The 25,876-nt window shown below is 55.4% G+C and carries 29 protein-coding genes; 12 read left to right on the top strand and 17 right to left on the bottom strand.

Annotation, left to right across the window (positions count from 1 at the left end; translation table 11 throughout):
• The first annotated feature begins 78 nt into the window (after positions 1-78).
• The 3 genes from infC (at position 79) to DRW39_RS02715 (ending at position 3,230) form a co-directional block, all read left to right on the top strand.
• Complete coding sequence (gene infC / locus DRW39_RS02725; RefSeq protein WP_198664765.1) at positions 79-732, top strand: translation initiation factor IF-3; 654 nt, start codon at positions 79-81, stop codon at positions 730-732.
• Positions 733-814: 82 nt separating this feature from the next.
• A complete protein-coding gene (gene yihA / locus DRW39_RS02720; RefSeq protein WP_198664764.1) occupies positions 815-1,438 on the top strand; it encodes a ribosome biogenesis GTP-binding protein YihA/YsxC in 624 nt (207 codons plus the stop codon).
• Between the two features lie 34 nt (positions 1,439-1,472).
• Entirely contained in the window at positions 1,473-3,230 is a 1,758-nt protein-coding gene (locus DRW39_RS02715; protein ID WP_116105439.1) for a 1-acyl-sn-glycerol-3-phosphate acyltransferase, read from the top strand.
• On the opposite strand, the gene DRW39_RS02710 is transcribed toward DRW39_RS02715, so the two are convergent.
• Positions 3,197-3,862 (bottom strand): deoxynucleoside kinase, encoded by a 666-nt coding sequence (locus DRW39_RS02710; protein ID WP_116105438.1) that lies wholly within the window; start codon positions 3,860-3,862, stop codon positions 3,197-3,199. The two genes, DRW39_RS02715 and DRW39_RS02710, sit on opposite strands and share 34 nt — an antisense overlap.
• Positions 3,863-3,876: 14 nt before the next feature.
• Between DRW39_RS02710 and folK the strand changes: the two genes are divergently transcribed.
• Positions 3,877-4,332 carry a 2-amino-4-hydroxy-6-hydroxymethyldihydropteridine diphosphokinase gene (gene folK / locus DRW39_RS02705; protein ID WP_157975891.1) on the top strand — a complete coding sequence of 152 codons (456 nt, stop codon included), beginning with the start codon at positions 3,877-3,879 and terminating at the stop codon, positions 4,330-4,332.
• Here folK and DRW39_RS02700 read toward each other — a convergent pair.
• Entirely contained in the window at positions 4,294-5,103 is an 810-nt protein-coding gene (locus DRW39_RS02700) for a DUF6503 family protein (protein ID WP_157975890.1), read from the bottom strand. The two genes, folK and DRW39_RS02700, sit on opposite strands and share 39 nt — an antisense overlap.
• Here DRW39_RS02700 and DRW39_RS02695 point away from each other — a divergent pair.
• Both DRW39_RS02695 and DRW39_RS02690 read left to right on the top strand, forming a co-directional pair.
• A complete protein-coding gene (locus DRW39_RS02695) occupies positions 5,096-5,536 on the top strand; it encodes a nuclear transport factor 2 family protein (RefSeq protein ID WP_157975889.1) in 441 nt (146 codons plus the stop codon). The genes DRW39_RS02700 and DRW39_RS02695 overlap by 8 nt on opposite strands.
• Positions 5,537-5,539: 3 nt before the next feature.
• Positions 5,540-6,016 (top strand): GNAT family N-acetyltransferase, encoded by a 477-nt coding sequence (locus tag DRW39_RS02690; RefSeq protein WP_116105434.1) that lies wholly within the window; start codon positions 5,540-5,542, stop codon positions 6,014-6,016.
• Here the strand turns inward: DRW39_RS02690 and DRW39_RS02685 are convergent.
• Positions 6,005-8,347 carry a PKD domain-containing protein gene (locus tag DRW39_RS02685; RefSeq protein WP_198664763.1) on the bottom strand — a complete coding sequence of 781 codons (2,343 nt, stop codon included), beginning with the start codon at positions 8,345-8,347 and terminating at the stop codon, positions 6,005-6,007. The two genes, DRW39_RS02690 and DRW39_RS02685, sit on opposite strands and share 12 nt — an antisense overlap.
• Positions 8,348-8,565: 218 nt before the next feature.
• Here DRW39_RS02685 and DRW39_RS02680 point away from each other — a divergent pair, with 218 nt between their 5' ends.
• Genes DRW39_RS02680 through DRW39_RS02665 form a run of 4 tightly spaced genes read left to right on the top strand, consistent with a single transcriptional unit; the run spans position 8,566 to position 11,931 of the window.
• Positions 8,566-9,165, top strand: coding sequence for a Sua5/YciO/YrdC/YwlC family protein (locus DRW39_RS02680; RefSeq protein ID WP_116105432.1), 600 nt, complete (start codon positions 8,566-8,568; stop codon positions 9,163-9,165).
• A gap of 42 nt (positions 9,166-9,207) precedes the next feature.
• Positions 9,208-10,272 (top strand): peptide chain release factor 1, encoded by a 1,065-nt coding sequence (prfA, locus tag DRW39_RS02675; protein WP_116105431.1) that lies wholly within the window; start codon positions 9,208-9,210, stop codon positions 10,270-10,272.
• Between the two features lies 1 nt (position 10,273).
• Complete coding sequence (locus DRW39_RS02670; RefSeq protein WP_116105430.1) at positions 10,274-10,792, top strand: SixA phosphatase family protein; 519 nt, start codon at positions 10,274-10,276, stop codon at positions 10,790-10,792.
• 32 nt (positions 10,793-10,824) lie between these two features.
• Positions 10,825-11,931 carry a DUF819 family protein gene (locus DRW39_RS02665; protein WP_157975886.1) on the top strand — a complete coding sequence of 369 codons (1,107 nt, stop codon included), beginning with the start codon at positions 10,825-10,827 and terminating at the stop codon, positions 11,929-11,931.
• Here DRW39_RS02665 and DRW39_RS02660 read toward each other — a convergent pair.
• The 9 genes from DRW39_RS02660 to DRW39_RS02620 all read right to left on the bottom strand — a co-directional run bounded on the left by DRW39_RS02660 (position 11,857) and on the right by DRW39_RS02620 (position 18,161).
• A complete protein-coding gene (locus DRW39_RS02660; RefSeq protein WP_232830062.1) occupies positions 11,857-13,065 on the bottom strand; it encodes an AI-2E family transporter in 1,209 nt (402 codons plus the stop codon). The genes DRW39_RS02665 and DRW39_RS02660 overlap by 75 nt on opposite strands.
• A gap of 44 nt (positions 13,066-13,109) precedes the next feature.
• Positions 13,110-13,619: a DUF4199 domain-containing protein gene (locus DRW39_RS02655; protein ID WP_116105427.1), complete on the bottom strand. Its 510-nt coding sequence runs from the start codon at positions 13,617-13,619 to the stop codon at positions 13,110-13,112.
• Between the two features lie 35 nt (positions 13,620-13,654).
• Positions 13,655-14,389 (bottom strand): hypothetical protein, encoded by a 735-nt coding sequence (locus DRW39_RS02650; RefSeq protein ID WP_157975884.1) that lies wholly within the window; start codon positions 14,387-14,389, stop codon positions 13,655-13,657.
• The gene (locus DRW39_RS02645; protein ID WP_157975883.1) at positions 14,373-14,876 is read right to left on the bottom strand and encodes a hypothetical protein; all 504 of its coding nucleotides are present in this window, start codon (positions 14,874-14,876) and stop codon (positions 14,373-14,375) included. The genes DRW39_RS02650 and DRW39_RS02645 overlap by 17 nt, the downstream gene beginning before the upstream one ends.
• A 19-nt stretch (positions 14,877-14,895) precedes the next feature.
• Positions 14,896-15,108 carry a DUF2945 domain-containing protein gene (locus tag DRW39_RS02640; RefSeq protein WP_116105424.1) on the bottom strand — a complete coding sequence of 71 codons (213 nt, stop codon included), beginning with the start codon at positions 15,106-15,108 and terminating at the stop codon, positions 14,896-14,898.
• A 92-nt stretch (positions 15,109-15,200) separates the two neighbouring features.
• Positions 15,201-15,665: a hypothetical protein gene (locus DRW39_RS02635; protein WP_157975882.1), complete on the bottom strand. Its 465-nt coding sequence runs from the start codon at positions 15,663-15,665 to the stop codon at positions 15,201-15,203.
• 84 nt (positions 15,666-15,749) lie between these two features.
• A complete protein-coding gene (locus DRW39_RS02630) occupies positions 15,750-16,754 on the bottom strand; it encodes a mechanosensitive ion channel family protein (protein ID WP_232830045.1) in 1,005 nt (334 codons plus the stop codon).
• Positions 16,755-16,765: 11 nt separating this feature from the next.
• Positions 16,766-17,731, bottom strand: a complete 966-nt coding sequence (locus DRW39_RS02625) for a bifunctional heptose 7-phosphate kinase/heptose 1-phosphate adenyltransferase (protein ID WP_116105421.1) — start codon at positions 17,729-17,731, stop codon at positions 16,766-16,768.
• A 7-nt stretch (positions 17,732-17,738) separates the two neighbouring features.
• Positions 17,739-18,161 carry a nucleoside-diphosphate kinase gene (locus DRW39_RS02620; RefSeq protein WP_116105420.1) on the bottom strand — a complete coding sequence of 141 codons (423 nt, stop codon included), beginning with the start codon at positions 18,159-18,161 and terminating at the stop codon, positions 17,739-17,741.
• A 94-nt stretch (positions 18,162-18,255) separates the two neighbouring features.
• On the opposite strand from DRW39_RS02620, the gene DRW39_RS02615 reads away from it, so the two are divergent.
• The gene (locus DRW39_RS02615) at positions 18,256-19,290 is read left to right on the top strand and encodes a DHH family phosphoesterase (protein ID WP_116105419.1); all 1,035 of its coding nucleotides are present in this window, start codon (positions 18,256-18,258) and stop codon (positions 19,288-19,290) included.
• Positions 19,291-19,293: 3 nt separating this feature from the next.
• Positions 19,294-20,208, top strand: coding sequence for an FKBP-type peptidyl-prolyl cis-trans isomerase (locus DRW39_RS02610; RefSeq protein ID WP_116105418.1), 915 nt, complete (start codon positions 19,294-19,296; stop codon positions 20,206-20,208).
• A gap of 82 nt (positions 20,209-20,290) precedes the next feature.
• On the opposite strand, the gene DRW39_RS02605 is transcribed toward DRW39_RS02610, so the two are convergent.
• The 5 genes from DRW39_RS02605 to DRW39_RS02585 form a co-directional block, all read right to left on the bottom strand.
• Complete coding sequence (locus tag DRW39_RS02605) at positions 20,291-21,073, bottom strand: enoyl-CoA hydratase/isomerase family protein (protein WP_116105417.1); 783 nt, start codon at positions 21,071-21,073, stop codon at positions 20,291-20,293.
• 20 nt (positions 21,074-21,093) lie between these two features.
• The gene (gene ilvN / locus DRW39_RS02600) at positions 21,094-21,627 is read right to left on the bottom strand and encodes an acetolactate synthase small subunit (protein ID WP_116105416.1); all 534 of its coding nucleotides are present in this window, start codon (positions 21,625-21,627) and stop codon (positions 21,094-21,096) included.
• Between the two features lie 18 nt (positions 21,628-21,645).
• A complete protein-coding gene (ilvB, locus tag DRW39_RS02595; protein WP_116105415.1) occupies positions 21,646-23,403 on the bottom strand; it encodes a biosynthetic-type acetolactate synthase large subunit in 1,758 nt (585 codons plus the stop codon).
• A 26-nt stretch (positions 23,404-23,429) separates the two neighbouring features.
• Positions 23,430-25,112 (bottom strand): dihydroxy-acid dehydratase, encoded by a 1,683-nt coding sequence (gene ilvD / locus DRW39_RS02590; protein WP_116105414.1) that lies wholly within the window; start codon positions 25,110-25,112, stop codon positions 23,430-23,432.
• Between the two features lie 96 nt (positions 25,113-25,208).
• Positions 25,209-25,853, bottom strand: coding sequence for a hypothetical protein (locus DRW39_RS02585; protein ID WP_116105413.1), 645 nt, complete (start codon positions 25,851-25,853; stop codon positions 25,209-25,211).
• Positions 25,854-25,876: the final 23 nt, after the last annotated feature.

The following is a 25,876-nucleotide window of genomic DNA, read 5'->3' as shown; positions in this document are numbered from 1 at the left end:
ATGGCCCGGGATCGTTGGCTTGTTTGAACTTTCCCCTATTCCATACTTTTACATTTTATAACATAATTCAACCATCTATTGGCAAAGAGAAGAGGCGGCGGCCGCAACCGCTACACACGCAGAGAAGACACCACCCCACAGTTCCGTATCAACGACATGATTCGGGTGCCCGAAATTCGCCTGGTTGGCGATAACCTCGACGAGATATCCGAGGAGATTGGCACCAAGCTTGAGAGCGGCACCGTATTCGACACCCGTCAGGTGAAAGGTTGGGGTCGTGATTTGGGCCTCGACCTGGTCGAGATCAGCCCCAATGCCAGTCCGCCGGTAGTGCGCCTTACGGACTACAAGAAGTTTCTCTACGAAAAGAAGCGGAAGGAAAAGGAAATTCGCAACAAGGCCGTAAAAACGGTTATCAAGGAAGTCCGTTTCGGCCCAAATACCGACGATCACGATTTCGACTTCAAAGTGCGCCACGCCCGGGGATTCCTCGAAGACGGGGCTAAAGTCAAAGCTTACGTGCACTTCCGGGGTCGCTCCATCGTCTTTAAGGACCGGGGCGAACTGCTCCTACTCCGCTTCATGAAGGACGTCGAAGATCTCGGTGCCGCCGAAGCGATGCCGAAGATGGAAGGCCGACGGATGAACGTCATCATCAGCCCAAAGAAAGTACAAAAGGGATCGTCAAAATCGAAGTCCAAGTCCAAAGCGGACGGCGACGGAGAGGAGTAAACAATCCGAACAACTAGGCAATACGCCCGCTCAATCTTTTGGGTGGGCGTATTTCGTTAAGTAGCCTTCCAAAATTTTCGCTTTGCCCCTTATTCATACATCTACCTTTGCCTCTTCTCACGCACGCGTCCACCAGGCCCCGAAAGACGGCAAGCCGGAGTTCGCATTCATCGGCCGCAGTAACGTGGGAAAAAGCAGCCTGATCAATATGCTGACCCAGCGTAAAGAACTGGCACACACCAGCGGTAAACCCGGAAAAACGCAACTGCTCAACTACTACCTGATCAACCAGAGCTGGTACCTGACGGACCTCCCGGGCTACGGCTACGCCAAGCAGAGCAAAAAAACGCGGGCCAAATGGGAAACCCGGACGGAGAATTACTTCCTCAAGCGGGATACCCTCGTGAGCACCTTCGTCCTTATCGACAGCAACATCCCCCCCCAGCAAATCGACCTGGATTTTGTAAACTGGCTGGGCGAACATGGCGTCCCTTTCGTCCTGGCCTTCACCAAAACCGACCGTAAAAAGGCCCGCGACGGGGAGCATATGGAAAGCTTCCAGAACGCCCTAAAGGAAAGCTGGGAAGAGCTTCCCCCGGTCTTTGCTACGAGCGCCCTAAAAGAAACGGGGCGGGAGGAAGTACTGGAATACATAGAAACCGCCCTGAATGCGGTACATTGGCCCTTCGAGGCAGGCGGTAGTTAGAGCACATTTCACCGCCTGAGAACCTTATAACCCTATGAGTGCGAATCCCGCAGACAACCGACTTCCACCCCCCGGCTTCAACCGGGAAAACCGTCCCTATCAGCATACGGTACCGGAAATCAACCAATGGGAAATTTATCGCCTGAGTGAGGACCGCCAAGCTTTTATCCGAAAGCTGGAGCAGGCCAGCAAGGAAAGGATCCTTCAAGAAAGCGGAGACAATCTGACCGACGTTCTGAGTAAGACCGTATTCAGCGAGCAGGAAAGGACCCGTTCCGAACCCTGGAAGGTCGACCCCCCGAACGAACGCCGGTACTGGAAGCGACAGGCTAAGCTATTGGCCACGCAATCACTTGACGAGGACGAACCCGCTACCGCCGAGGAAGCTGCCCAGGCGATCCTTGACCGGATCGTGCACCGCTACGCCGAGGAGATCGTCGGCACCTTCAAGATCCCTACCTTCCGTTTCGCCCGGCGTTTCCTGACGTTTTTCTTCGGTCGCCTGCTAAACGCGGCGGGGGGGCGCAGCTTTACGAGCCTGTTCAGCAAGAAAATTCTCCTGCAGGAGAAACTGCTCGTTCGCGGCTACGTCGACCAGGTGCGGGAACTAAGCAAGAAGGGAACCGTAATCATGGTACCGACCCACTTCAGTAATCTCGACAGCATCCTGATCGGCTACGCCCTCGACCAGGTCGCGGGACTGGAAGCCATGGCCTTCGGTGCCGGGCTGAACCTCTATAACACCGGATACACGGCCTACTTCATGAATCGTTTGGGTGCCTACCGCGTCGACCGGCGGAAGCGCAACCCGATTTACATGACCACGCTTAAGATAATGAGCAAGCTCATCATCCAGCGCGGCGTACCCTCCCTCTTTTTCCCCGGCGGCACCCGGTCTCGCTCCGGAGCGCTGGAAACCAAACTGAAACTGGGCCTGCTCGGCACCGCCGTCGAAGCACAGCGGGCTCGCTACCAGGCCGGACGGGATGACAAGGTGTACATCGTACCGGTCATTCTTAGTTATCCCTTCGTTCTCGAGGCGCAGTTCCTCATCGAGCAACACCTGCGGCGTGAGGGCCAGGACCGATACATCAAAGCAAAGGACAGCTTTCATTCCCTGCGCAGTATCCTCAAATTTATCTGGGGGGTCTTCAGTAAGGGGAATGAAATTACCATCAGCCTCGGCCAGCCCATGGACGTGGTTGGTAATCGGGTATCCGAGGACGGGAAAAGCTACGCCCTAAGCGGTCGCCACGTCTCGACCAGGGAATACTTCCGGGATCAGTACGGGAAGATCAACGAAGACCTGCAACGGGAAAACGAGTACACGCGACTGCTCGCCAGCCGCATCGTGGAGCGCTACCACTCCGACGGGATCGTGCTGCCCAGTCATCTCATTAGCTACGCCGCTTTCGCTATCCTGGAGCGGTCTTTTCCCAAGGATGACCTGTACGCGCTGCTTCGATTACCCGCCGAAGATTTCTACTTTCAGCCAAAGGCACTGGAATCCGTAGTGGAGCAACTCCGGGACATCCTCCTCAAGATGGAACTGGAGGACCGGGTCAAAGTCAGCGACGAAATCAGGAACACCGCAGCGAAAATCATCGACTTGGGCTTGGAAAGTATCGGCAATTACCACATCCACAAGCCGCTCCGCTGTGACTCGCGTGGACACGTAGTCAGCGATAATTTCTCCATGCTTCACTATTATCACAATCGCTTGTCCACCTACAAGCTGAAGAACAAGGTAAAATTCCCTCAGAACCTCATCGGTGACGAACGCAAGGAGTGAAGCTCCAGCGTTTGCAACCCCCGCTTTACCGTACCGGTCATTGCGGCAATGATGCGCTCGAAAAGCAATTCGTCCTCCGCAAAGTTTTCCTCCCCAAGTTCGAATAACAGCACCGGCGTCTCCTTGACCGTCCGGAGGTAATCGAGATAGACTTGCTGCACGGACTTCAGATAGGCATCGCCGATGTCTTGCTCGTACTCCCGGCCTCGGCGACGGATGTTAGCCTGTAGCGCCTCGACGGGGCGGTGCAGGTACACGATCAGGTCCGGCTTCGGGAACGCGACGTCCAGGGCACGGAATAGTCGCGTAAACAGCCGAAATTCCTGCTCGTTCAGGCTGTTGCGGGCGAACAGCATCGTCTTGATGAACAGGTAATCGGCCACCGTACCCTGGCTGAACAGTTCGGGGTTGCTCAGTTCGGCCTGGAGCTGCTTATGCCGCTCGGCCATGAAGAAAAGCTCCACGGGAAAGGCATAGCGCTCAGGCTCGCGGTAGAAAAGGGGAAGGAAGGGGTTATCGCTGAATTCCTCGAGAACGAGGCGGTGGTTGAACCGCTCCGCCAGCATCCGGGCCAGCGTGGTCTTGCCGGCACCGATGTTTCCCTCGATAACCACGTAGGAAGGTAAAGTCATCACTATTTTTGGGCGTGGCAAAACTAACGCTATCCCTCGGATCGAACGAAGGCAACCGCGACGAACACCTGCAAGTCGCCCGACAAGCGCTCACCGAGCGGCTGGGGCCGGTAGCGTACACGAGTCCGGTAATCACTACCCCACCCTGGGGGATGACCGCCCAGCCAGATTTTCGCAATCAGGTTATTGTGCTTTCCATTCCCGATCCCAATCGCGGACAGCCCCTTAAAAATTATTTGCACGCCCTCCTCGATCAAACGCAGGCCATTGAGTTGGAGCAGGGTCGGACCCGCGACACGCACTGGGGTCCCCGCACCCTCGATATCGATATGATCTTCGTGGACGACCTGATTTACGAAGACGATCGACTCAGCCTCCCCCACCCCTGGTGGGGGCACCGATCTTTCGTGCGCGATCTGCTTCCCCCGGGCTTACTGGACCCTTACGGCCGTATTCTCGATACGCGATAGCTCGGGCAACTCACCGGCTTCAAACCGCCTGGCGATGGAGGCAATGTCTCTATCATCCCCGTCGAGGCCGTAATTGATGTAATCCTGCACCAGGATGCCGTTGACCCGTCGCTTATTTATCGCCTCGCGGAAGCGAATACCGCCATCCTCCGCTTCGAAGGTATAGGCAAGATAATCCAGCTCCCCGGTGTCGTCGTTGAAAAAGTAGTGATAGACGTCCTCGAAGTCCTCCCCGCCGCCGGCCTCTTCGAACGTTACCCGAACCTGGTTGTAAGCCCTGCCGCGGATGTCCACCGTGTCCAGAAGCTCGGCGATCACCGCCGGGTCGCGCAGTCCGTAAGGGAGTAAAAAGAAGTACCGCACGCTATTGACCGAGCCGGCATAGGCCGCACTGTCTTTCGCCGTCAGGGGCTGCAGACTATCGTGGCGGTACCGCACAAGGCCCGCGTTACTTAGCTCATCCCGGACCGGTTGGCCGAGGCTATCGGTGAAGCTCCGTGTGTACAAATATTTTCCACCTTCCAGCTCGATGGTGTAATCCCGCTCCCTAAAAGTAAAGGCCAGCTGAATGCTATCTATCGCTTCCATGCCGTGCGCGCGAATGGCATGATCCAACACTTCGGTGACGGACGGTTCAGCCTTTTCGGGCGACGGAGCGCAGGTAGAAAACAGCACCAATGACAGGCCAGCGATCAGGGAATACAGTCTTATCAAGTTGTCGACTTTTTTGCGGTCCTTGCGTTCTCCGGGCATGAGATTGATGGTGTCCATTTTACTCCTGCCGCTATGGCTTTTAACCTGCGATCCCGCGCAAGATAAGTCCGTCGTACCGGATGCCGAGGCAGTCGAACGTTCGGAAACGCTCTTTAACCAGGCGTATCAGGACCTGGATGTCGCGATTATGGACCGCCTTCTCAGCGATAATTTCGAGGCGGCCTATCCCGAACGGGCAACAACCAGCAATAAGCAGCAGTGGTTGACCGAATTGCAGGGGCTTCGAACGTTGTTCCCCGCCCTGGAAATCTCGGTGGACAGTATGACGGTAGCCATCGACGAACAGCGTGCCCAGGTGGAGGCAGTACGCACCTTTAACTGGATGCAGGACGGTCAATCGGGCAGCTACCGGGAACGCTACACCAACCTATGGAGTCAGGAGTCCGGCAAATGGCAGCTCCATCAGTCCACCGTCACCTCCCAGCCCTAAGTGATGCTCCGCATTTTACAGCCCGACCGACAGGAGATCCCTAGTCTGCATCGTACGGATTATTTCCGTCAGTATGCGGTTGAACCGGGGGCGGTACCATCCCGGGTATTTATGGACCAAAGTCTTCGCGGCATGCAGAACTCTACCCGTGCATACCGGTGGAGCGTCCCCTTCCTGATTGTCTACGATGAGCGCTCCGTAGTCGGCACCATCGGGGGTAAAGGGCTGATGGATGCTGAATCCGAAGTAGAGTTAGGTTACAACGTCGCCTTGCCCTTCAGAGGGCGCGGTATCGCTTCCAGGGCGATCGCGGAGATGTGCCTCCTGGCCGCCAGCGATGGATTGGACTTACTGGCACACGTTGAACCCGAGAACGAGGCTTCACGGCGGGCCCTGTTGCGGAATGATTTTCGCATGGAGGCTCTCGTCCGGCTACCGGATAGCCTGGACCTGGAACGGTGGTCCTGGTCACCGGATTAGCACGACACCCCCTTTGAAACTCTCCGGTTCTCCTTCGGCATTGGTGAAACTCACATCCCAGAGGTATCCCCCCGCCGGGCTGGCGGTGCCATCGTGCGTGCCGTCCCAGGTTCCCTCGAAGTCATCCGTTTCGTAGATCTTTTCTCCCCACCGGTTCCAGATGCGCAGCAAGTAATCGGTAGCACCGGCGAAGATGCCCTTTGGTTGCCAGCTGTCATTGAGTCCGTCACCGTTTGGGGTGAAGGCATTCGGAGCGTTGAAGGTATTCTGGAGGTACATCCGTATGTCCTTCGTCAGCGTATCAAGGCAGCCGCTTGGATGAGTCACGACCTGTGTTACACTTAGCAAGCTGGTATCCCGTAGTCGGTAAGTAAAGTCCGGACCGGGCGAAGTGAATAGCGCTTCCCCGCCGTCGGTAATAAAGTACCGGTGGGAGGCGGCATTGACGCTGCGATCGATAATATCCACATCCGGAAAGATGTTGGACGGTTGCTCGGGCGTAAAGTAAAAATCGGCCGTCGGGCTGTCGCGTACATCAACCAGTTGCCGGAAGGTCGTATCCACGGAGCAGCCGAGTGGACTGGTAATAGACAGGTAAACATCGTACAGTCCAGAAGCTCCGTAGAGGTGTGTGGGGTCCCGCTCGGATGAACTTCCCCCATCGCCGAACTGCCACTCGAAGATGTAGTTGTCATCGATCGGCGTAGAGCGGTTGATAAACAGGTTGGTGTAGGGCACGCAGCCAAAGACGTCCTGCGGTTCCAGAATGATCGTTCGCGGAGCCGGAAAGTACTCGACGTTTTGCTCGACATCGTCCTGGCAGCCATTCTCATCCGTGATTTCCAGGCGGGCTCTAAAATCACCGGGTATCCGGTATTGGTGGGTCGGGTCGGGGCGGGCGGAGGGATCGGTATTGTCGCCAAAATCCCAGTCGTACGCCGTAATGCGTTGCCCACCGGCGGTACTCGAGCCGTTTACGAATTCGATGGGTTTAGGCTCACACACCACCTCACTGGCGGAGAAGTCGGCGGTGAGGTCCGGAAAAACGCCGAGCAGGAAGACGGCGGTGTCCTTGCAGTTATCCGCGAAGGATTCCCGGTTCAGCATCATTATGCCTTCGTAGACACCGATTTCGTTGATATTGGTCTGAAAGTCACGCGATGTCCCGGTCAGCAATTCACCCCCGGGGCCGATCATCTCCCAATCGTAGCTCGTGATTGAGGAGACGAGGGTGCTTTCGTTGAAGATGGTATTCGGGCCGGGCCCGCACTGGCGGATGAAAAAACGGCCCTGTTCGTCAATTTCCGTTTCCAGCAAATCAGCGTCCACGGTGTTTCCGCAACGGCTGACATTCAGCTGAAATTCGCGCTTGGTTTCACTCAGTAATATGGGGTTTGGCCCGCGGCTCCATTCTTCCACGCAAACCCCCAGGACGTGCGTGCCGGGAAAGGAGGGCACCCCGCTCAATTCCCCGGTAACCCGGTCGATATTGAGCGTGCTGCCGACGCCCAGTTGATTGGCAACATCGTAGCGCGGCCTGACCCAGGGCACGGAAGCGTAAGGGTACGGACTTTCCCGAATGGGGACGATATCATCGAAGGGAGTTTCGGTAGCGGGGCCGTTGCGGCCGCCGTTGTCCGTACCGCCGCCGAGCTTGGGGTCACAGAATTTGTACACCAGGCTGTCTCCGTCCGCGTCCGTGGCCCCCAGGTCGATGCGGAATTCTTCGTTGATGCAGATAGCAATGGGGGGATCGATGTTGAAGGCCGGGCTGGTATTGCAGCGCTGCTGTGCCTCGGGCGTTAGCTGAATGAAATAGGTCGCCCCGATCTGCCGGGGATTCAGCAGGTTGCGGATGGATTCATTGCGGCAGCAGCGCTGGTAGACGAAGGTGTACGTTTGTTCCGAGACGGGAAGCTCCTCTACGAAGGTATAGATACCGATCTCCTGACAAATGGGCTCGTTCACGACGAGGCAGGGATTGCCCAAATTGATGGGTACGGGGTCGAAGCGCGAGAGGTTAATGGAGCGGGTCGGATTGTAGTATTCGTTTCCGAGATAAATACTGATATGTCCGTCGGCGCTCCGTACGTCCGGCGTTTGCCGCGGATCGTTTCCGTCAAAGAGGGCGCCCTCGCCGATGCAGTCCCGGTACATATTGATGGTAATGCGGTAGCGCATAATACCGGTACTCGGATCATTATTCTTAAACCCAAGGCATTCGTAGTGGAATTCTCCCCCCACGATATGATCGGCCAAAAGACCGGCCGGAAGCAGGATCGCACACAGCAGTATGACGATTCCGGAACGTAGGGCGGATGAAAATTGCAAGTGGATTCTTTTAGGGTGATACAATCTGTGGGACAAAATACAGTTTCCTAAACGGAACATTTATCCGCTGCATCTTTGGTCCTTGTCGGATAGACGTCCCGAACCATCTTATGTTGTTTGCCTTGATACCAATGGCATGATTAGTCCCAAAAACACCTAACGCTTTTCGCTTTTAACCCCTTCGTTCTCTATTGAGGAAGAAGGCTCACTAATCATGAATGAATATTCGAACGAATTTTACCCCAACAGTTCACCATCAGTTACCTCTGCGCGGCACCGGCGCGCTATCCACGGTTAAATCCGGCGGTATGGTTCTCCTTCCAACGGCCAATTTATGGCAGATGGTAGTTGATGCAAAGAGACCCAGCGCGGTCAATCAGTTGTTGCAAATTTGCCCGGCGAACCGGCGTAACCAGCCGGAAATGATTTTCGCCGATCGAGAAACCCTCGTCAGCTGGTTCCCCCACATCCACCCCAAGCTCGACACCCTCTTTGTGTACCACGGTCGCGCACTCACCGTTCGTCTGCGGGCAAGCGCACAGGTTCCTATTTCGCTGATCGATAAAAACGACGAGGTCAACGTGCGGCTCGCCATGGACTCGTTCTGTTATCGCCTATGCGAGGATTTGGAAGGGCCCGTAGTTGCTTCCTTTGCCATGGGCGTCGGGCAGCAAAACCTGCCGACCCGCTTCGGCCAGATCAATTCCGACGTTCTTCGTCGCGCCGACTTTACGGTCATGCGCCGACAGAAAGAAACGCTGGCCAGTCGGCCGGCCGTGAGAGTCCGCATGGACGGGGACGAATTGCAGTTTCTCTAGCCCGCTGCCGTATCTTGGGCCGCCGCAGACAAAGGCGCGCCCATGATCGACCAGCTCGAAGCAATTTATCACCGTTTTAAAGACCTTGAGGTACAGCTATCCGACCCCGAGATAATCTCGGACCAGGAGAAGTTTACCCGCGTTAACAAAGAGTACGGCAAGCTCAAACCGGTAGCCGATACCTATCTCGTTTACAAAGATCTCACCGACAACCTGGAGACGACGGCCGCCATGCGTAAAGATCCCGATCCGGAGATGCGCGAGATGGCCCAGCTGGAGTACGAAGACCTACGGGACCGCAAAGAGGCCCTTGATGAAAAAGTCAAGGTGATGTTGATCCCCAAGGATCCGGAAGACGAAAGAGATATCATCATGGAGATCCGCAGCGGTACGGGTGGCGACGAAGCCGCCCTCTTCGCTGGGGATCTTTTTGATATGTACAAGCGCTACGCGGAAACCCAGGGATGGAAGATTGAAATCATCGACGAGAACGAAGGAACCGCCGGAGGCTACTCAAAAGTGGTGTTTGAGATCCACGGTGACGATGTTTACAGCAACATGAAGTTCGAGTCGGGGGTACACCGCGTGCAGCGCGTGCCCAAAACCGAAAGCCAAGGGCGCGTTCACACCTCCGCCGCTACGGTTGCCGTCCTCGCCAAAATGGAGGAGCAGGACATCAACATCAATAAGGCGGATCTGAAGATAGATACCTTCCGGGCTTCCGGTGCCGGGGGGCAGCACGTAAACAAGACCGAATCCGCCATTCGGATCACCCACTTACCTACCGGTATCGTATCGGAAAGCCAGGACGGCCGCAGCCAGCACAAGAACAAGGAAATTGCGATGGCCCAGCTCTACCGGCGGATCAAGGACGCCCAGGACACCGCCGCGGCGGACGAACTGGCAAGTACCCGAAAGTCGCTCGTAGGCAGTGGTGACCGCAGTGAAAAGATCCGCACCTACAATTACCCCCAGAACCGGGTTACCGACCACCGGATCAACCTTACCTTACACAACCTGGACAAAGTCATTACCGGGCACCTGGAACCTGTCGTAGAGGGACTGCAAATGGCGGAGAACAGCCAGAAAATGAAGGAAGGCATCTAAAATGAAAGCACTCTACCTACTGTCGTGCCTGCTGTTGTGCTCCATTGCCTGCAACACAAGCCGACCGGAAACCGCTACGGAAGTAGCGACCAAGCCGACCACGATATTGCTGGTGCGCCATGCCGAGAAGGACTACGGCGACGACCCCGATCTGATCCCCGCCGGACAGGAACGTGCGGCCCTCCTGGCGGAAATGCTGAGTAAAACCGAGCTCGCCGCCGTGTATAGTACCGACACCAAACGGACGCGGCAGACGGCCTCCCCTAGTGCCGAGAAGCACGGTTTAAAAGTGAATATTTACGATGCAGCTGATTTGAAAGTCATAGCCGATCGGCTCTCCCGCAAGCACCGCGGGCAAACGGTCTTGGTAGTCGGCCACAGTAACACCACGCCCGCTCTGGCGAATTACCTGACTAAATCGGAGGCCCACCCCCGTTTCAGTGAATTGGACTACGGCAACCTCCTGGTGGTCACGCTTCCCGAAAGCGGGCGGTCACAGGTTCTGCAATTACGCTACTGACCTTGCCGGTTGCCGATATTCTCAGCTTAGCTTTGGCGATTGGCTTTCCCCTGCTGGCCACCCTGGCGGCTAGACGACGCTGGGTACCGGAATGGAGCAGCAGCATCGTGCTCTGCTACGGGCTCGGCATCCTGGTTGCCAATTTGCACCTGTGGAATGTCAATGGTGACCTGATGGAAGCCCTGGCCGGCGGGAGTATGCTGATCGGTTTGCCGCTGTTACTTTTCAGCGTGCGTATACCCGACCTGGTCAGATACGGCCGGCCCATGCTCTTTTCCTTTTTTCTATGTTGCCTGGCCGGTGTATGCTGCACCGGGCTGACAGGCTTACTACTCCAAGACGAGGTGGGCAACGGGTGGCAGATAGCCGGTATGTTGACGGGTCTCTATACCGGGGGTACGCCAAACGTTCAGGCAATCGGTATCGCCCTGCAGGCCCCGCCTGAGTACGTTGTCCTCATACAGGCGGCCGACGTCCTCCTGGGCGGCAGCTACCTTCTTGGATTGGTGACTTTCCTGCCCACTCTCTACGCAAAATTCTTCCGGCCAACCCCCGGTCGAGAGGACGGATCGGATGACGTACAGGACACATTGCATGAGACAGCGAGCTGGAACATGCGGCTCAAGCAACTCGGACTGAGTCTCCTCGTAACGGGCGGTGCGTTTCTACTGTCATGGCTAATGACCGGACAGTGGTTCTCGCCTACGGCACTCATTCTATTCGTGACGACCCTCTCCCTGGTTTTGACGGCGACCCCCGTAGTCCACCGGATTGGAAATGCGTATCCCCTGGGAGAATACTTCGTGCTGATATTTTGCGTCGCACTTGGCCTCCTCGCGGACTTCCGACAACTTGCGAATGACGGCCTGGAATTGTTATACTTTTCCGCCGTCGCCCTGGTAGCCACGACGCTGTTACATTTAGTGCTAGCCAAATTATTCAGGGTAGATCGCGACACCGTCATCCTGAGTTCGGTAGCGGCTTTTTACGGGCCGGTTTTCGTGGTACAAGTAGCAACCGCTCTTCGCAATCATCGCCTATTGGCCTCCGGTATTGCCGTATCCCTACTTGGTTTCGCCGTCGGAAATTACCTGGGTATTGGACTTGCTTACACGCTTCGGTGGCTCACTATCGGCTGAACGCCGGCGACGAAAAATACTCAACGAGGATTTGCCGCTGAAAATATTTGACAGCCGGTATTTGGGGTCATTGTATTCGTCGAGAAATTGTCCGGACTGTTCGTAGAGGTCATCACTGAGAAGCAGGGCAATCGGGCGCAGCGGTTCGATATGGGTGAGGATGATCCGCACGATGGCCAGAAGGGGAATGGCAATAATAACACCGGGCAAACCCCAGAAAATACTTCCCAGAATAACGGCCATGATAGCGGCCAGCGCATTTAACTTCACGCTACTGCCCAGAACCTTGGGCGTGATGAAATTGCCCTCGATGAACTGGACGGTAGCGTACAGCAAGACGACCGCCAGTGGTTGCCACAACGACTCGGTGGTAGCGATCGCGAAGACGAAAGGGAGCAAGCCCCCGATAACCGTTCCGATGTACGGAACTACCGCCAGAATGGCAGCCAAAAAGCCCCAGACCAGGTAATAGTCGATGCCGATGAAAAAAAGGCCGATACTGTTCAGCACGCCGAGGATTAGCATGACCAGCCCCATTCCCCCCAGGTAGCTTTTTGCGACCTGCTGAATTTCATTGAGCGTCTCCAGGCCTTCCGACTGATCGGTATCCCGTAATTGACCGAGGACGAAATTCTTCATGGCCCGCCGGTAGAGCAGGAAAAAGAACGTGTAGATCATCACCAGGGAGAAATTGGCCAGCAATACGCCGCTGGTGGATAGGCCGGTTGAAAGAATACCTAGCGGGCGGTCGCTTACGCTGGTAATGGCTTCGTCGATGTATGCTTCTACATCTTCTCCCGAGATACCAAAACGGCCGCCGCCGTATTCGGCCCACTCGTAGAACGTCTCCTGCAGCCCGGAATAAATGTCGTCCGCCTCGGTTAGGATTTCCTGAATCTGGTTGAAGAAAAAGAACAGGACGGCCAGCACGATTATACCAGCTGTGAATAACGTGAGTACGACCGATGCGATGCGACTCGGGATGTGACATTCGAACCGGAAGCAAATCGGCTTCAGCATCAGGGAGAAGAAAAGACCAAATGCGATAGGTATAAAAAAAGAACTGCCTGCGTATAGTGTGTAAAGCACGATACACAGGCAGATAAGCACATATGCAAGCCGGTCGAACCGCATACTGGCGGATGAGTCGCGGTAACCCGATGCATTCGTCCTGGGCATTAATCTTCTGGCGAGCCGCCGCGCTTATAGTACTGCATGAAAACAAAGCCTATGATGACCACGAAAACCAGGGTTTCCATGGCAACGAAGAAGCTGTTCATCATAGCATCTCCAAAGCTGGTATTATCATTTAGGAACTGTTCGAATCCCAACTCGGGATTGAATGCACTGAGCGTAATGTTGAGCGTGGCAATAACGGCCGTGGTCCAGATACCGATGCGAAACAGCAGGCCAATTTCCGTCTTGAAGACCTCCTGACCGGAGTAGATAGACTCCGCATAGGCTTTGGTAGCGTACCAAACGATCGGAATGATCAGTAGGTGCTTAGCAAATCGGACGCCGATCGGTACATCACCGTATAGCTGGTTGACGATCAACAGATACACGCTGACCAGCAAACCCAGGATGATACCGTACTTCCGGGCCTCCTTCGGTACGTTGAAGGAAGAGCTGGAGGGGGTTTCCAGATGGGGTGGGTTCTCTCTTGCTGGGGATGTGGTTTCTGTCATTATACTGAGTTCTTATTTCGGGGTAAAGGTAGAAATTACCCAAGATAGTTTCGCCGCGAGCGCTGAATACGTTCCAGTTCGGCCTCCAGGTCGAGCACGCGCTGCTCGTTCTCTTCGGCATCTTCCAGCTCCTCTCCTACTTCCTCACGGGTTTCTTCGATTTTCTCCCGCAAGTCCTTAATCTTCTCTTCGTACTTCCGGATCTTCTTACGCGCTTTGTTTGCATCCGAGCTGGCATCCTCGCGATCATCGCGGGCGTCCTCCAGTTCGTCGCGCACTTCAGCCAGTTGCTCGTCAAAGTAACGGGTATAAAAGTATGTTTCGAACTCCCGTAATTTATCACCGGCAGACTTGAATGCCGCCGCGTCGTTCTGCCGGGTGATCACCTTGCTTTGATCCAGGGCTACACTTATACTGACGGTGGAACGTTCATCCGTACCGTCAACGTTCGAATAAAAATACACCGGCTGGGTACTTACCCCTGTCATCAGAATCTCTTCGGCGAGATAGGCGATAGACGACCCGTCCTTATCGCTGCGGTCTATATCGATGTCGTACCGCTCTTCCCAAAATTCCTCCCAGGGATCGTAGACCGCATCAACCGGCGCGTCTATCGAGATGGTCATCGACGACAACCGCTGCTTATCGTATTCCGTAGTGGTTTCCGTGATGTTCGCCTGCTGTTGAGCGAGCATTGGCGCGGCAGCGGCTAACGTAAATAGCAGCGTACCGATCAGACTATTGATATTGAAATTATTTCGCGTCATCATAGTGGTCGTTAAAATCTTGTGGGACGGTTTTGTAACGGTCCGCTTTATTCACCCAAGTGAGTACTTCTTCGTGTTGCTTCTCAAGTAGGTCCCGGGCAAACTCTATCAGCTTATCATTGCCGAGTGCGTGCTCGTAAGCATTACTGATGGCCCGCTCATTTTCGTGGGCAAGATCGGCCAGTTCGCTGGTGTTCTTACTTTGAAGTGCTTGGTTAAGCGCCTTCTCCTGTTTCTTCAAATAAGTCTCTGAACTACGTGAAGGCGTATGTACGCCGCCGGCCATGTCGGAGAGGATCTCATTTATTTTACCCACCATCTTTTCATGGTATTCCGCAAGTTCGGTAAAGAAGCCAGCAGCCGTGTTATCATCCGCGTTGATTGCGGATGCGATGTCCCGGTAATATCCCTGGGACTGCCGATGCAGCAGGGCCACCTCATTCAGGGTTGCATCCGTGCCCTCGGGCCGGACTTCGTAGGTGGGTTTCATATCAGAATCATTATCCATATTAATCGGCTTTTTCAACTTCGGACTCAAGCTTAAGTACCTTGCCTCCGTCATCCTGTTCTATAAGAAGTGCTTTATTTCCGGATTCACCCTTTCGGGTTACCTCATTCCCGTCGATGGTACGGGTAACCTCCTTGCTAAAGGTTTCCTCCACCTTTCCGGTTGCGGTACCATTACCCCAACTCCATTTTACCTTACTCCCTTCTCTGATCATTTCGTTTTGGATTAGTTGCTAAAACAAAGACCCGGTGGAGGGGACTGGTTACCTATCTCCACCGGGTCTATACGGTTAATTTTACTGGAATTTTAGTCCAGGTCGCCTTCGGGGTCGAGGCTACGCTCAACGTTGGTCAGCAGTTCGTCAGACTCACGCTTGAAGTCCATCCAACCTTGCTCGACGTCACCTTCGAAGTCATTCCAACCAGCTTCCCAGTTAGCGCCAACGCGGTCCATCCGACGATCAAGATCGTCGCGGTAACCCTCCAATTCGGCGTACTCTTCTTCCATTTCCATGCGGGCTTCCTCGCCGGCGCTTTCCATTTCTGCTTCGATCTCGGTCATCCGATTGTCGATGTTAGTACGGGCTTCGCGGAAATCACGCTCAAATTCGTTGCTTTCTTCCCGAACTTCGGCACCCATGTTCGACAGGGCGTTTTCGGTTTCGTACTCTATTTCGTCGGCGGCGTTATCAGCGGGCGAGTTTTCGGCGCAGCTGTAAAACAGTCCACCCATACTAAGTAAGAGGGCGAGGGATAAAGTGCGGATTTTCATAATGAATACTTTGTGTTAAAATGCCACGGAGTGCAATGGCGGGTGTGCATGTGTTTGGTGGTGCACTCTCGGTCATAAAACAGGCTACGTAGACTGATGTTCGTTATCGAAATTTTGGTCCCCGGAATTATCATTCTTTCCGGAACCCAGCATCTCACTGAGTTTTTCGCCACCCTTGATGCCAAAGTCCAGCGTGCGAATGGGAAACGGAATCATGATATCGTTGTCGTCATATACGCGCTTAATGGCCATTATCGCCTCACTTTGAGCGGATAGGAAATCCGCCTGCCCCGTTTTGTTTTCGGCGATCCAAAAACGAAGCGTATAGTTGATCGAGCTATTACCGAATTCGTTGAAGAATAGCTGAACGTCTTTGGACGTGTCATAGGCGACGGAATCCTTTATGGCTTTAATAGTTAACTCCCGTACCTTGGAGAGATCGTCTCCGTAGCTGACGCCGCAACCGATATCGACGCGGCGCATACCGTAGCGGTTGTAATTTTTAATCGGTTCTTGGGCTACGGTCTTATTGGGGATCAGGACTTCCTGCCCCTGCAGCGTCATTAAGATCGTATTGCGCAGGTTCACCTTCTGAACCTTGCCGAAATAGCCGCTTACCTCGATCAGGTCCCCTTCCTTGAAAAGGTTCCTGATGGACAGCATGATGCCGCTGAACAGGTTAAGGATAGGATCCTGAAAGGCAAGACCCAGTGCCAAGCCAACCACTCCCGCAGCGCCCAGTATGGTGGCAACTACTCCAGTGAGTTGTAGTACACTCAGGGTCAGGAAAAGGAAAGCCAGGACGACGAGTGCCGTCAGAATGGAAGCAATCAGGCCCGCGACGGTCGAATCGTGCACCATGCGGCGGCTGACCCGGTCAATGTATCGCTTCGCGAACTTGGTGACCATAAAACCGATCGCAATCACAATGATCGCGAGCAAAATGTTTGGCAGGTGCTTCAGCAGACCTGCCCACCAACTCCGTAATTCCTCGATGAGGGGTTGAAAATCAAGTTCCAGACCAAATATTTCAAATAGGTACATAAGGGGTATTCCGGATGAACGTAATTCCCGGTATAACTCCCTCATGCATTATGTGTTCATGTCTCCTTCCGCCAGGCCTTTTCCAGAGCCGCCCGATCCACCGCTGCCACCCCAGGTTGGGCGATAACCTGGGCGCCGGCAAGGTTCGCCAGTCGTGCGGAGGCCTGCAAATCCAGTCCCATGGCCATTGCACAAGCGGCTACGCTAATCACCGTGTCTCCCGCTCCGCTTACGTCGGCAATACGTTGCGCACGGGTCGGGTGTATATCGGAGCGTCGGCCATCGTGGGTATATATGCCGTGCTCCGACAGGGTGATCATGATCCGTTTGCAGCCTAGCCGATCAAAGAGTAATCCGGCCGCCCGATCCAGGCTGGCCGTATCCGGCGTCAGCGCAAAACCGCACTGCTGCTGTATCTCGCGCAGATTGGGTTTGAATAGGTCCACCTCTGTGTAGCGCCAGAAGTTCGCCGCTTTTGGGTCAACGGCGACGGGAATGCCTGCTTCCTGTGCCAGGTCGGTTACCTTATTGATGATCTCCGGGCTTAATACACCCTTATTATAGTCCTGCAGGATGATGAGATCGACCTCCCCTCCCTTGATACCCTCCCTTACGCTGGTCAACAGGTTGCGTTCCGCGTCCGGTCCGATATCATCGGTAGACTCCCGGTCGATGCGCAACAGTTGTTGATCCTGCGCGATAATCCGGGTCTTTACCGTAGTAGGGCGGTGGGCATCACGCACCAGCATGGCTCCGATCTCACGGGCCGATAGTGCGTCCCTTAACAGGGTACCGTTGTCGTCATCGCCGCATACGCCGGCTGCAGTCGCCTTCGCTCCTAAAGCTACCAGATTGATCGCGACGTTCCCCGCGCCGCCGAGCCTGTCCTCCTGTTGCAGGAAACGCAGCACGGGCACCGGGGCTTCGGGGCTGATGCGATCGACCCGTCCCTGAAGGTAGCGGTCGAGCATCAGGTCCCCGATTACCAGCACGCGCAGCTTGGAAAAATCCGGAAGCATCATGTGGGGTCTAAGCGAAAACCTCCGTCCCGGCAAAGTGAAAGCTGCCTTCAATCTCGGCATTCTCGTCACTGTCGCTGCCGTGAACCGCGTTTTCGCCGATACTGGTAGCGTACTTGGCACGGATCGTACCCGCGTCTGCCTCATCGGGGTTAGTAGCGCCGATCAGCTTGCGGAAGTCCGCTACGGCATTCCCCTTTTCGAGAATGGCCGCCACGATGGGACCGCTGCTCATGAAGTCGACAAGTTCATCGTAGAAGGGCCGGCCGCGGTGTACGGCGTAAAACTCACCCGCTTTTTCCTTGCTGAGCTGAGTATACTTCATAGCCACGATCTTAAATCCGGCGCCGTTAATCTGTTCTAGGATAGCCCCGATGTGGCCGTTACGTACGGCGTCGGGCTTGATCATGGTAAAAGTGCGGTTGGTGGCCATAAGTCGGTCTGATTTTGTTGCAGGGGGCAAAAGTAGGAAGTTTTGGCGGGCACGCCATTTTTTCGGTACTTTTGCGCCGCCGTAGCTCCCCCCAATGACGCAGGATCAAATTTCGGACGCCCGACGTCTGCTAGCACAGAAGCAGGAAATTGTCATCTTCAGCCACCGTAACCCGGACGGGGACGCGGTAGGCTCAAGCCTTGGCCTCATGCACTATCTACGCGATGAGGGCCACAACTGCACGGTCGTACTACCTTCCGACTATCCTTTCTTCTTACGTTTTCTACCGGCAGTGGAAAGTATGGTCATCTTTGACAACGACCCGCCGGCAGCTCAGGAGGTTATTGATCGCGCGACGCTTTTCTTTATCCTGGATTTCAACTCCTTCGATCGCATAGATAAGATGGCCGAGGGGATGAAGGACGATGACCGTCCGCGCATCATGATCGACCATCACCTGTTCCCGGAGCCGATCGCCGATCCCATCTTCAGCCGCCCGGAGGCCAGTTCGACCTGTGAATTGGTCTATGAGTTTATCCGTTACCTTGGTCATGCCGACCGTATTACTAAGAAAACGTCCGACTGCCTCTACACCGGCATCCTTACCGATACGGGTGGATTCAAGTACAGCACCTCCCCCACCCTGTTCCGTACCACCGCGGAGTTGTTACTTGCCGGCACGGATGCCTATAAGATCGCCGACCACGTCTGGAATAGTCAGACGGAGAAACAATTGCGCCTGCTAGGTCACTGCCTGGCCAACCGCATGGAGTTGCTTCCCGAGCATCGCACGGGGCTTATCTATCTCACCAAACAGGATTACGAGGCATTTGACATTCAGCGCGGGGATACCGAAGGAATAGTCAACTACGTCATGCGGATGCCGGAATACATGATAGCCGCATTCATCCACGAGCAACCGAAAATTGTAAAGATCAGTCTGCGCTCTAAGGGAAATATGGACGTGCAGCAGATTGCCAAAGCCCATTTTCGGGGCGGCGGCCACCGGAATGCTGCCGGTGGGGCGAGCTTTGCTCCGCTGGGATCAACCATCAACCGTTTCAAAAAACAGCTACCAAAGTACGCTGCAGAGATAGAGGCGGCTTACCTGGAATTTAACAATCAATAATTTATGTTACAACGATTATTCCTATTGCTTGCCGGCTTGAGCCTGGTTGCCTGCGGGGACGACAGCAAGTCGGGCCTCCAGACCACCGACCTCGGCAACCGCTACACCTACGTCAACACCAATGATGACGGCCAGCTAGCCAACTCCGGCGACTACATCTACTTCCACGCCCAGCTGAAGAACGAAGGCGACAGCGTGGTGTATGATACGCGGGATGCCGGCGGAGACACCCCGGTTATCCAGGCGCTGTCTGATACCATCGTCAACGAAAATACCGGACCGGTGGAAGATATCGTGCGCAAGCTGCGCGTAGGGGAACGGGCGGTTATTCGCACCAACATCAGCGAGTACCCCCCTCAGGCCAAGCCCCCCGGGATGCAGAATGACACCGTTCTTCTCTACGACGTGGAGGTAACGGAAATCGTCCCGCAGGAAGAATACAGTGCCCGCCAGGAAGCCCTGCGCGCCGAGCAGGAAGCCAAAGCCAACAAAATTCGTGGTCGCGAGGAAGAGGTTCTGGAATTCACCCAGCAGGTATACGACGATTATAAAGCCGGCAGCCTGGACGATGAGCTCCAATCAACCGATAACGGTGTTCGCTACATCATCCATGAGGAAGGTACCGGTCCCGAAGCCCAACCCGGTAGTAGCGTGGTTGTGCAATACGTCGGTCGGCTTTCCGAAAACGGAGAAATCTTTGATCAAAGTTTCGAACGCGGCATGGGAATTCCTTTCCCTCTCGGTGCCGGCCGGGTCATTCCGGGCTGGGACGAAGGTATCGATGCGCTACAGCAAGGTGACCGCGCAACCCTGATCATTCCTTCCGAACTCGGATACGGAGCTCAGGGTACGCCCAACGGAAGTATTCCCCCGAATAGCGAACTGATCTTTTACGTGGAGCTGGAAGAGGTGAAATAATATGCCTTAAGCCTTTATCCCATGAAAACGGGGTCGGTGCGTTCGCATCGACCCCGTTTTCATTTCGGTTTATGGCTAAGCTTTACTCGCCTCGAAAATCGGCTTGACGCTTCTCCACGAAGGCGGATGCCCCCTCCCGGAAATCGGCCGTCTTCGTAGCGCGACCGAACGCCTCCGCCTCCGCGGCGTATCCGCCGGGGTGATCGTAGAAAGAATTCACGGCACGTATGCTCTCCTGAATGGCTATTGGTCCCTTGGTAGCAATGGTCGATAACAACTCGACCGCTTTCTCCTCGGCCTGCCCGTGCGGCAGCGTATAATTAACCAGCCCCAGGCGCTCGGCTTCCCTGGCGTCGATCATATTTCCCGTAAGAATGAGTTCCATCGCCTTTCCCTTACCGATATACTGATTCAGGCGTTGGGTACCGCCGTACCCCGGAATGATCCCAAGATTGACTTCCGGCTGCCCGAAACGTGCATTCTCCGTTGCGATGCGCAGGTGGCAGGCCATGGCCAGTTCACAGCCACCACCAAGTGCGAACCCGTTGATAAGCGCAACGACGGGCCGGTGAAAGTTTTCAATCAGGAAGAATATTTCGTGGCCCCGCTCAGCCATCTGTTGACCGTCTCCCCGCTCGGCTACCGCTACGAATTCCTTAATGTCGGCACCGGCAACGAAGGCCCGATCTCCCGCTCCGGTCAGGATGACCCCGGAAAAGTCAGTACGGTCTGCATAATCGGTTCCGAAGAAATGCTCCAGTTCTCCCAGCGTCTGCTGGTTGAGGGCGTTCAGCGCCTTCGGGCGGTTGATAGTGATCCGAACGATGCCGTCCGTATGCTCAATTAAAAGGTTCTCGTAGCTCATGCGGGGAAGATAAGTTCCCCTTAGTTATTGACCTCCTCGTTCAATTCCTGCAGGTAATTATTTAACCGCTCCATGGGCTTCACGATGGCTACGCGACCCGAACGGACGAATTCGTAGAGTCCAACCAGACGAAGTTCGGTCAGGAGCGCCTCGGTCTCGTATTCATGTCCGGTCTTCTCGATGACCACGTATTCCGGTTCGATTAGCAAGACGCGGGCGTTGTGGCGACGGATCATCATCTCGACCTCGTTTCCATTGCTGAATACTTCGATGGGGACTTTGTAGAGGGCAATCTCCTGGTAAACAATGTCCTTGTCGTCGTAGTAGAACGCCTTCAGGACGTCTACCTGCTTGTCCAGCTGCGCGACCAGCTTAATCACCATTTCCTCCGTCACTTCCACCACGATGGTGAAGCGATGGATGGATTCATCGCTGCTGGCACTCGTCGTGAGGCTGCTGATATTGAGGTTGCGGCGATTAAAGATGCCCACTACCCGGGAGAGGAGTCCGGCGTGGTCCTCCGTGAATACGGTGATGGTAAAGGAGCGCTTCATAAGTTGGGGTGGTTGACGTTATTGCGGGAGCAGATCCTCGGGACCCAGGATAACCTCACTTACGGATTTGCCACTCGGCACCATGGGGAAGACGTTGTCTTCCTTTACCGTGTGGAGGTGTAGCAGGTACGGTCCTTCGTGGGCCAGCATTTCCGCGATCGCGTCAACCACTTCATCGGGGTTACGCACCGTACGGCCCGGCACGCCAAATCCTTTAGCAATGGTTACGAAATCCGGGTTCTGGAGCTCGACCGAGCTGTAGCGGCGTTTATGGAAAAGTTCCTGCCACTGGCGTACCATTCCAAGGTAGTTATTGTCGAGCAGCACGATCTTGACACCAACGTTCCACTGGGCGCACAGGCCAAGTTCCTGTATGGTCATCTGAAAGCCCCCGTCGCCGATGAAGGCAACAACCTGACGACCTGGATCGGCGTATTTGGCGCCAAAAGCAGCGGGGAGACCGTAGCCCATCGTACCGGCTCCGCCAGAACTCACCCACTGGTCGTGTCCCTTATATTCATAGTAGCGGGCGGCCATCATCTGGTGCTGCCCGACATCGGTAGCTACGATCGCCTGCCCGTCCGTCTGTCGGCTTACCTCCCGGATGACCTGGCCCATGCGAATCTGTCCGTCGGCGGTAGGCTTGATTGCTTCGCTAATGACGCGTCGCTCCTCGATCTCGCTGCATTCGTAAAAACGGGCTACCCACTCCGGATAACTCTTTTCTTCCACCATCGGAAGCAGGGCTTCCAACACTTCCCGCGCATCGCCCAGTACGGGTGCCTCCGCTTTGACGTTCTTATTTATTTCGGCGGGGTCGACTTCGATGTGTACCACCCGGGCGTCGGGGAGGTATTTCGACAGCAGTCCGGTAACCCGGTCGTCAAAACGCATGCCGATGGCCACGACTACATCGGCGTCGTTTTGCAGGTAGTTCGGACCATAGTTTCCGTGCATGCCGAGCATACCGGTAAACAGGGGATGATCGTTGGGAATGGTTCCCAGACCATGACAGGTTGCCCCTACGGGGATGCCGGTTTTCTCGACGAACTCCCGAAAAACCGGCTGGGCTTTAGCGATGTGGATACCGTGGCCGGCTAAGATCATGGGTTGACGGGCACCGTTGATCAGGTCTGCGGCGGCCTTGAGTTGCCGGGACTTGGGTTTGTTGTGGGGGACGTAGCTCCGGATGCTCAGCTCGGTAGGATAATAAAAGTCCACCATCGCCAGTTGAGCGTCTTTAGTGATGTCAACGACTACAGGTCCCGGGCGGCCGCTATTGGCAATGAAGAAAGCCTTGCGTAAAACCCAACCAATCTCTTCCGGCTTGGTGATCTGGTAATTCCACTTCGTGACCGGAATGGTGCTGTTCACCACGTCTACCTCCTGAAAGGCATCGCTTCCCAACAGGAAAGACGGTACCTGACCCGTGATGGCGACAATGGGCAGACTATCCAGCTGGGCGTCACATAAACCGGTAATCAGGTTGGTGGCACCCGGACCGCTGGTTGCCATGCAAACACCGGTCGTCCGCTTGATCCGGGCGTAACCCTCCGCGGCGTGAATGGCGCCCTGCTCGTGACGGGGAAGGATGTGGGTGATGCGGTCCTCAAAGTCGATCAGGGCATCGTAAACGGGCATGATCGCCCCTCCGGGGTAGCCAAAGATGGTATCCACCCCCTCGTTCACCAGACACTGGAGCAGGGCGTGGGCACCGCTCATTCGTTCGGTGGTGTGCGTACCGTTAGTGGCCGGAGCTTTCTTGGTGATGGGCATCTTGGACATAGTATTCAACTTTGGGATTACAAATCGGTCACGCAGCCACGGGAGGCGCTGCTGACCGCGCGGGCATACTTTTTCAGTACGCCGTGCCGGGCTTTGAGGTCCGGTGCCTGCCAGGCGGCGCGGCGTTCCGCCAGGGTTTTTTCATCGACCTCTAAATTGAGGACGTTATTATCGGCATCAATGTTGATGATGTCCCCATCTTCTACGAGCGCCAGCAGTCCGCCGACCTGTGCCTCGGGGCTGATATGGCCGACCACGAAGCCGTGCGTCCCCCCACTGAAGCGGCCGTCGGTGATCAGGGCTACCTTTTTACCCAGGCCCTGCCCCATGATTTCACTGGTCGGCTTGAGCATTTCCGGCATCCCCGGTCCGCCCTTTGGACCACAGTAGCGGATGACGACCACTTCCCCCTCCCGGATTTCCCGTTTGCCGATGGCGCTGTTTGCCTCCGCTTCGGAATTAAACACCCGGGCCGGACCCATAAAGCGGGTTCCCTCCTTGCCCGTAATCTTCGCGACACTACCCTCCGCGGCAAGATTACCGTAGAGGATTTGCAGGTGGCCGGTAGTCTTCAGGGGCTTATCAAACCCGTAAATGATCTGCTGATCTTCACGCAGGCTTTCCGCCTCGATAAGATTTTCCGCGAGTGTCTTCCCGGTAACGGTCATACAGTCACCGTGTAGCATACCGCGTTTGAGGAGTTCCTTCATCACGGCGGGTACACCGCCCACGTAATACAGGTCTTCCATTACGTACTTACCGCTGGGCTTGAGATCGGCAAGGAAGGGGGTGCGATCGCTGATGCGCTGGAAGTCGTCGATGGTGATGTCGACACCGGCGCTGTGTGCGATGGCCAGGAGATGGAGTACCGCATTCGTACTCCCTCCGAGTACGGTGATGGTAACGATCGCGTTCTCGAAGGCCTCCCGGGTCAGGATGTCCAGCGGCTTGATGTCATTCTTCAGCAAGTGGAGCATGTATTCCCCGACGCGGGCGGTATCGGCGCGCTTATCGGCGTGGTTGGCCGGAATGCTGCTGTTGTAAGGCAAGGCCATGCCCATCGCCTCTATCGCGGAGGCCATCGTATTGGCGGTGTACATACCGCCACAGGCGCCCGATCCCGGGCAGGCATGGCGGATGACGTTGCTGTACTGTTCCTGGTCCACTTCCCCGGTCCGGTACTTACCCAGTACTTCGAAAGCGGACACCACGTCCAGCTTCTGATCCTGGTAGCATCCCGGACTGATGGTACCGCCGTAGACCACGATTCCGGGGCGGTTGAGCCGGCACAGGGCCATCATGGCACCCGGCATATTCTTGTCGCAGCCAACCACCGTTACCACGCCGTCGTACCACTGCGCTCCGGCAACGGTTTCGATACTGTCGGCAATGACGTCCCGGCTGGGCAGGCTGAAGCGCATCCCATCCGTTCCCATACTCATACCGTCACTGACGCCGATGGTGTGGTAGATGAGTCCCAGCAGTTCGCTTTCTTCGTTCACGCCGGCCTTCACCTCCGCGGCCAGGCCGTTGAGGTGCATATTACAGGGGTTGCCTTCCCAGCCCGTGCTGACGATACCGACCTGGGCTTTATCCATGTCGGCGTCGGAGAGGCCGATGCCATAAAGCATGGCCCGGGCGGCGGGTTGCTCGGGGTTATTGGTGACGTTGCGGCTGTACTTGTTAAGTGGCTGGATCATACGGTCGTTTAGGGATCAAAATCTGGCCACAAGATAAGGACTACGCTACGCCTTACCCGAACCGGCTTTTACCCGAACTACGACGTCCGCGGCAGCTCAGTATCGCTTCTTATCGAAGCGGAAGGTGGCCTGTAGGCCGAGTTGGAAGGTAGTCAGTTGCCCGCGAACGTCCAATTCTTCTCCCGAGGCGTTCACAGCTTCCATCCCCGTATAGTCCGTGACGGTGTGCCGCAAGGAAGCTATCGGCGTAAGTGTCAGTAAATTGCTGATCCCAAAGTCGATACCAACGCCGGCTCCCAACGTCAGCGCGGTGTTCCCCATATTTACCCCATTCAGGTTTGCCCAGTGACGGGCTACCCCGGGGGAAAGCTGCAGAAAAAACCCCTTTTCCAATTGCGGGCCCTGTTTACCGAAGGTCGGACAATCGCAATCGGTGCCTAGGTCGAACACATAAATATTCGTCTTGAATTGAAATCCGGCTTCCCGCCAGGGGGAGTTGTCTCCAGACTGAGCGAAGTAGACGGTGGGCTGGAATTCAATACGGTTTTTAGGCAAGCGGAACCAGTAGTTAACTGCCAGTTCGGGCCCGTTGGCGTAGGGTGACAAGTTATCCTCGTTGGGATTGACGGCGTCTCCTACCAGTTTGGCGCGGTTAAAATTGTAGAAGCCCGATACCCCCACCTGCGCGCTGGATGCGGTCGAGATGAGCAGGCAGCATAACAGAAAAAGATAGTGGCGCATGGAAGCAGGATTGTGCGGGTGTA

The sequence above is a fragment of the Lewinella sp. IMCC34191 genome (assembly GCF_003390935.1).
GTDB lineage: Bacteria > Bacteroidota > Bacteroidia > Chitinophagales > Saprospiraceae > Neolewinella.
This window is presented reverse-complemented; position numbering and strand designations above follow the sequence as displayed.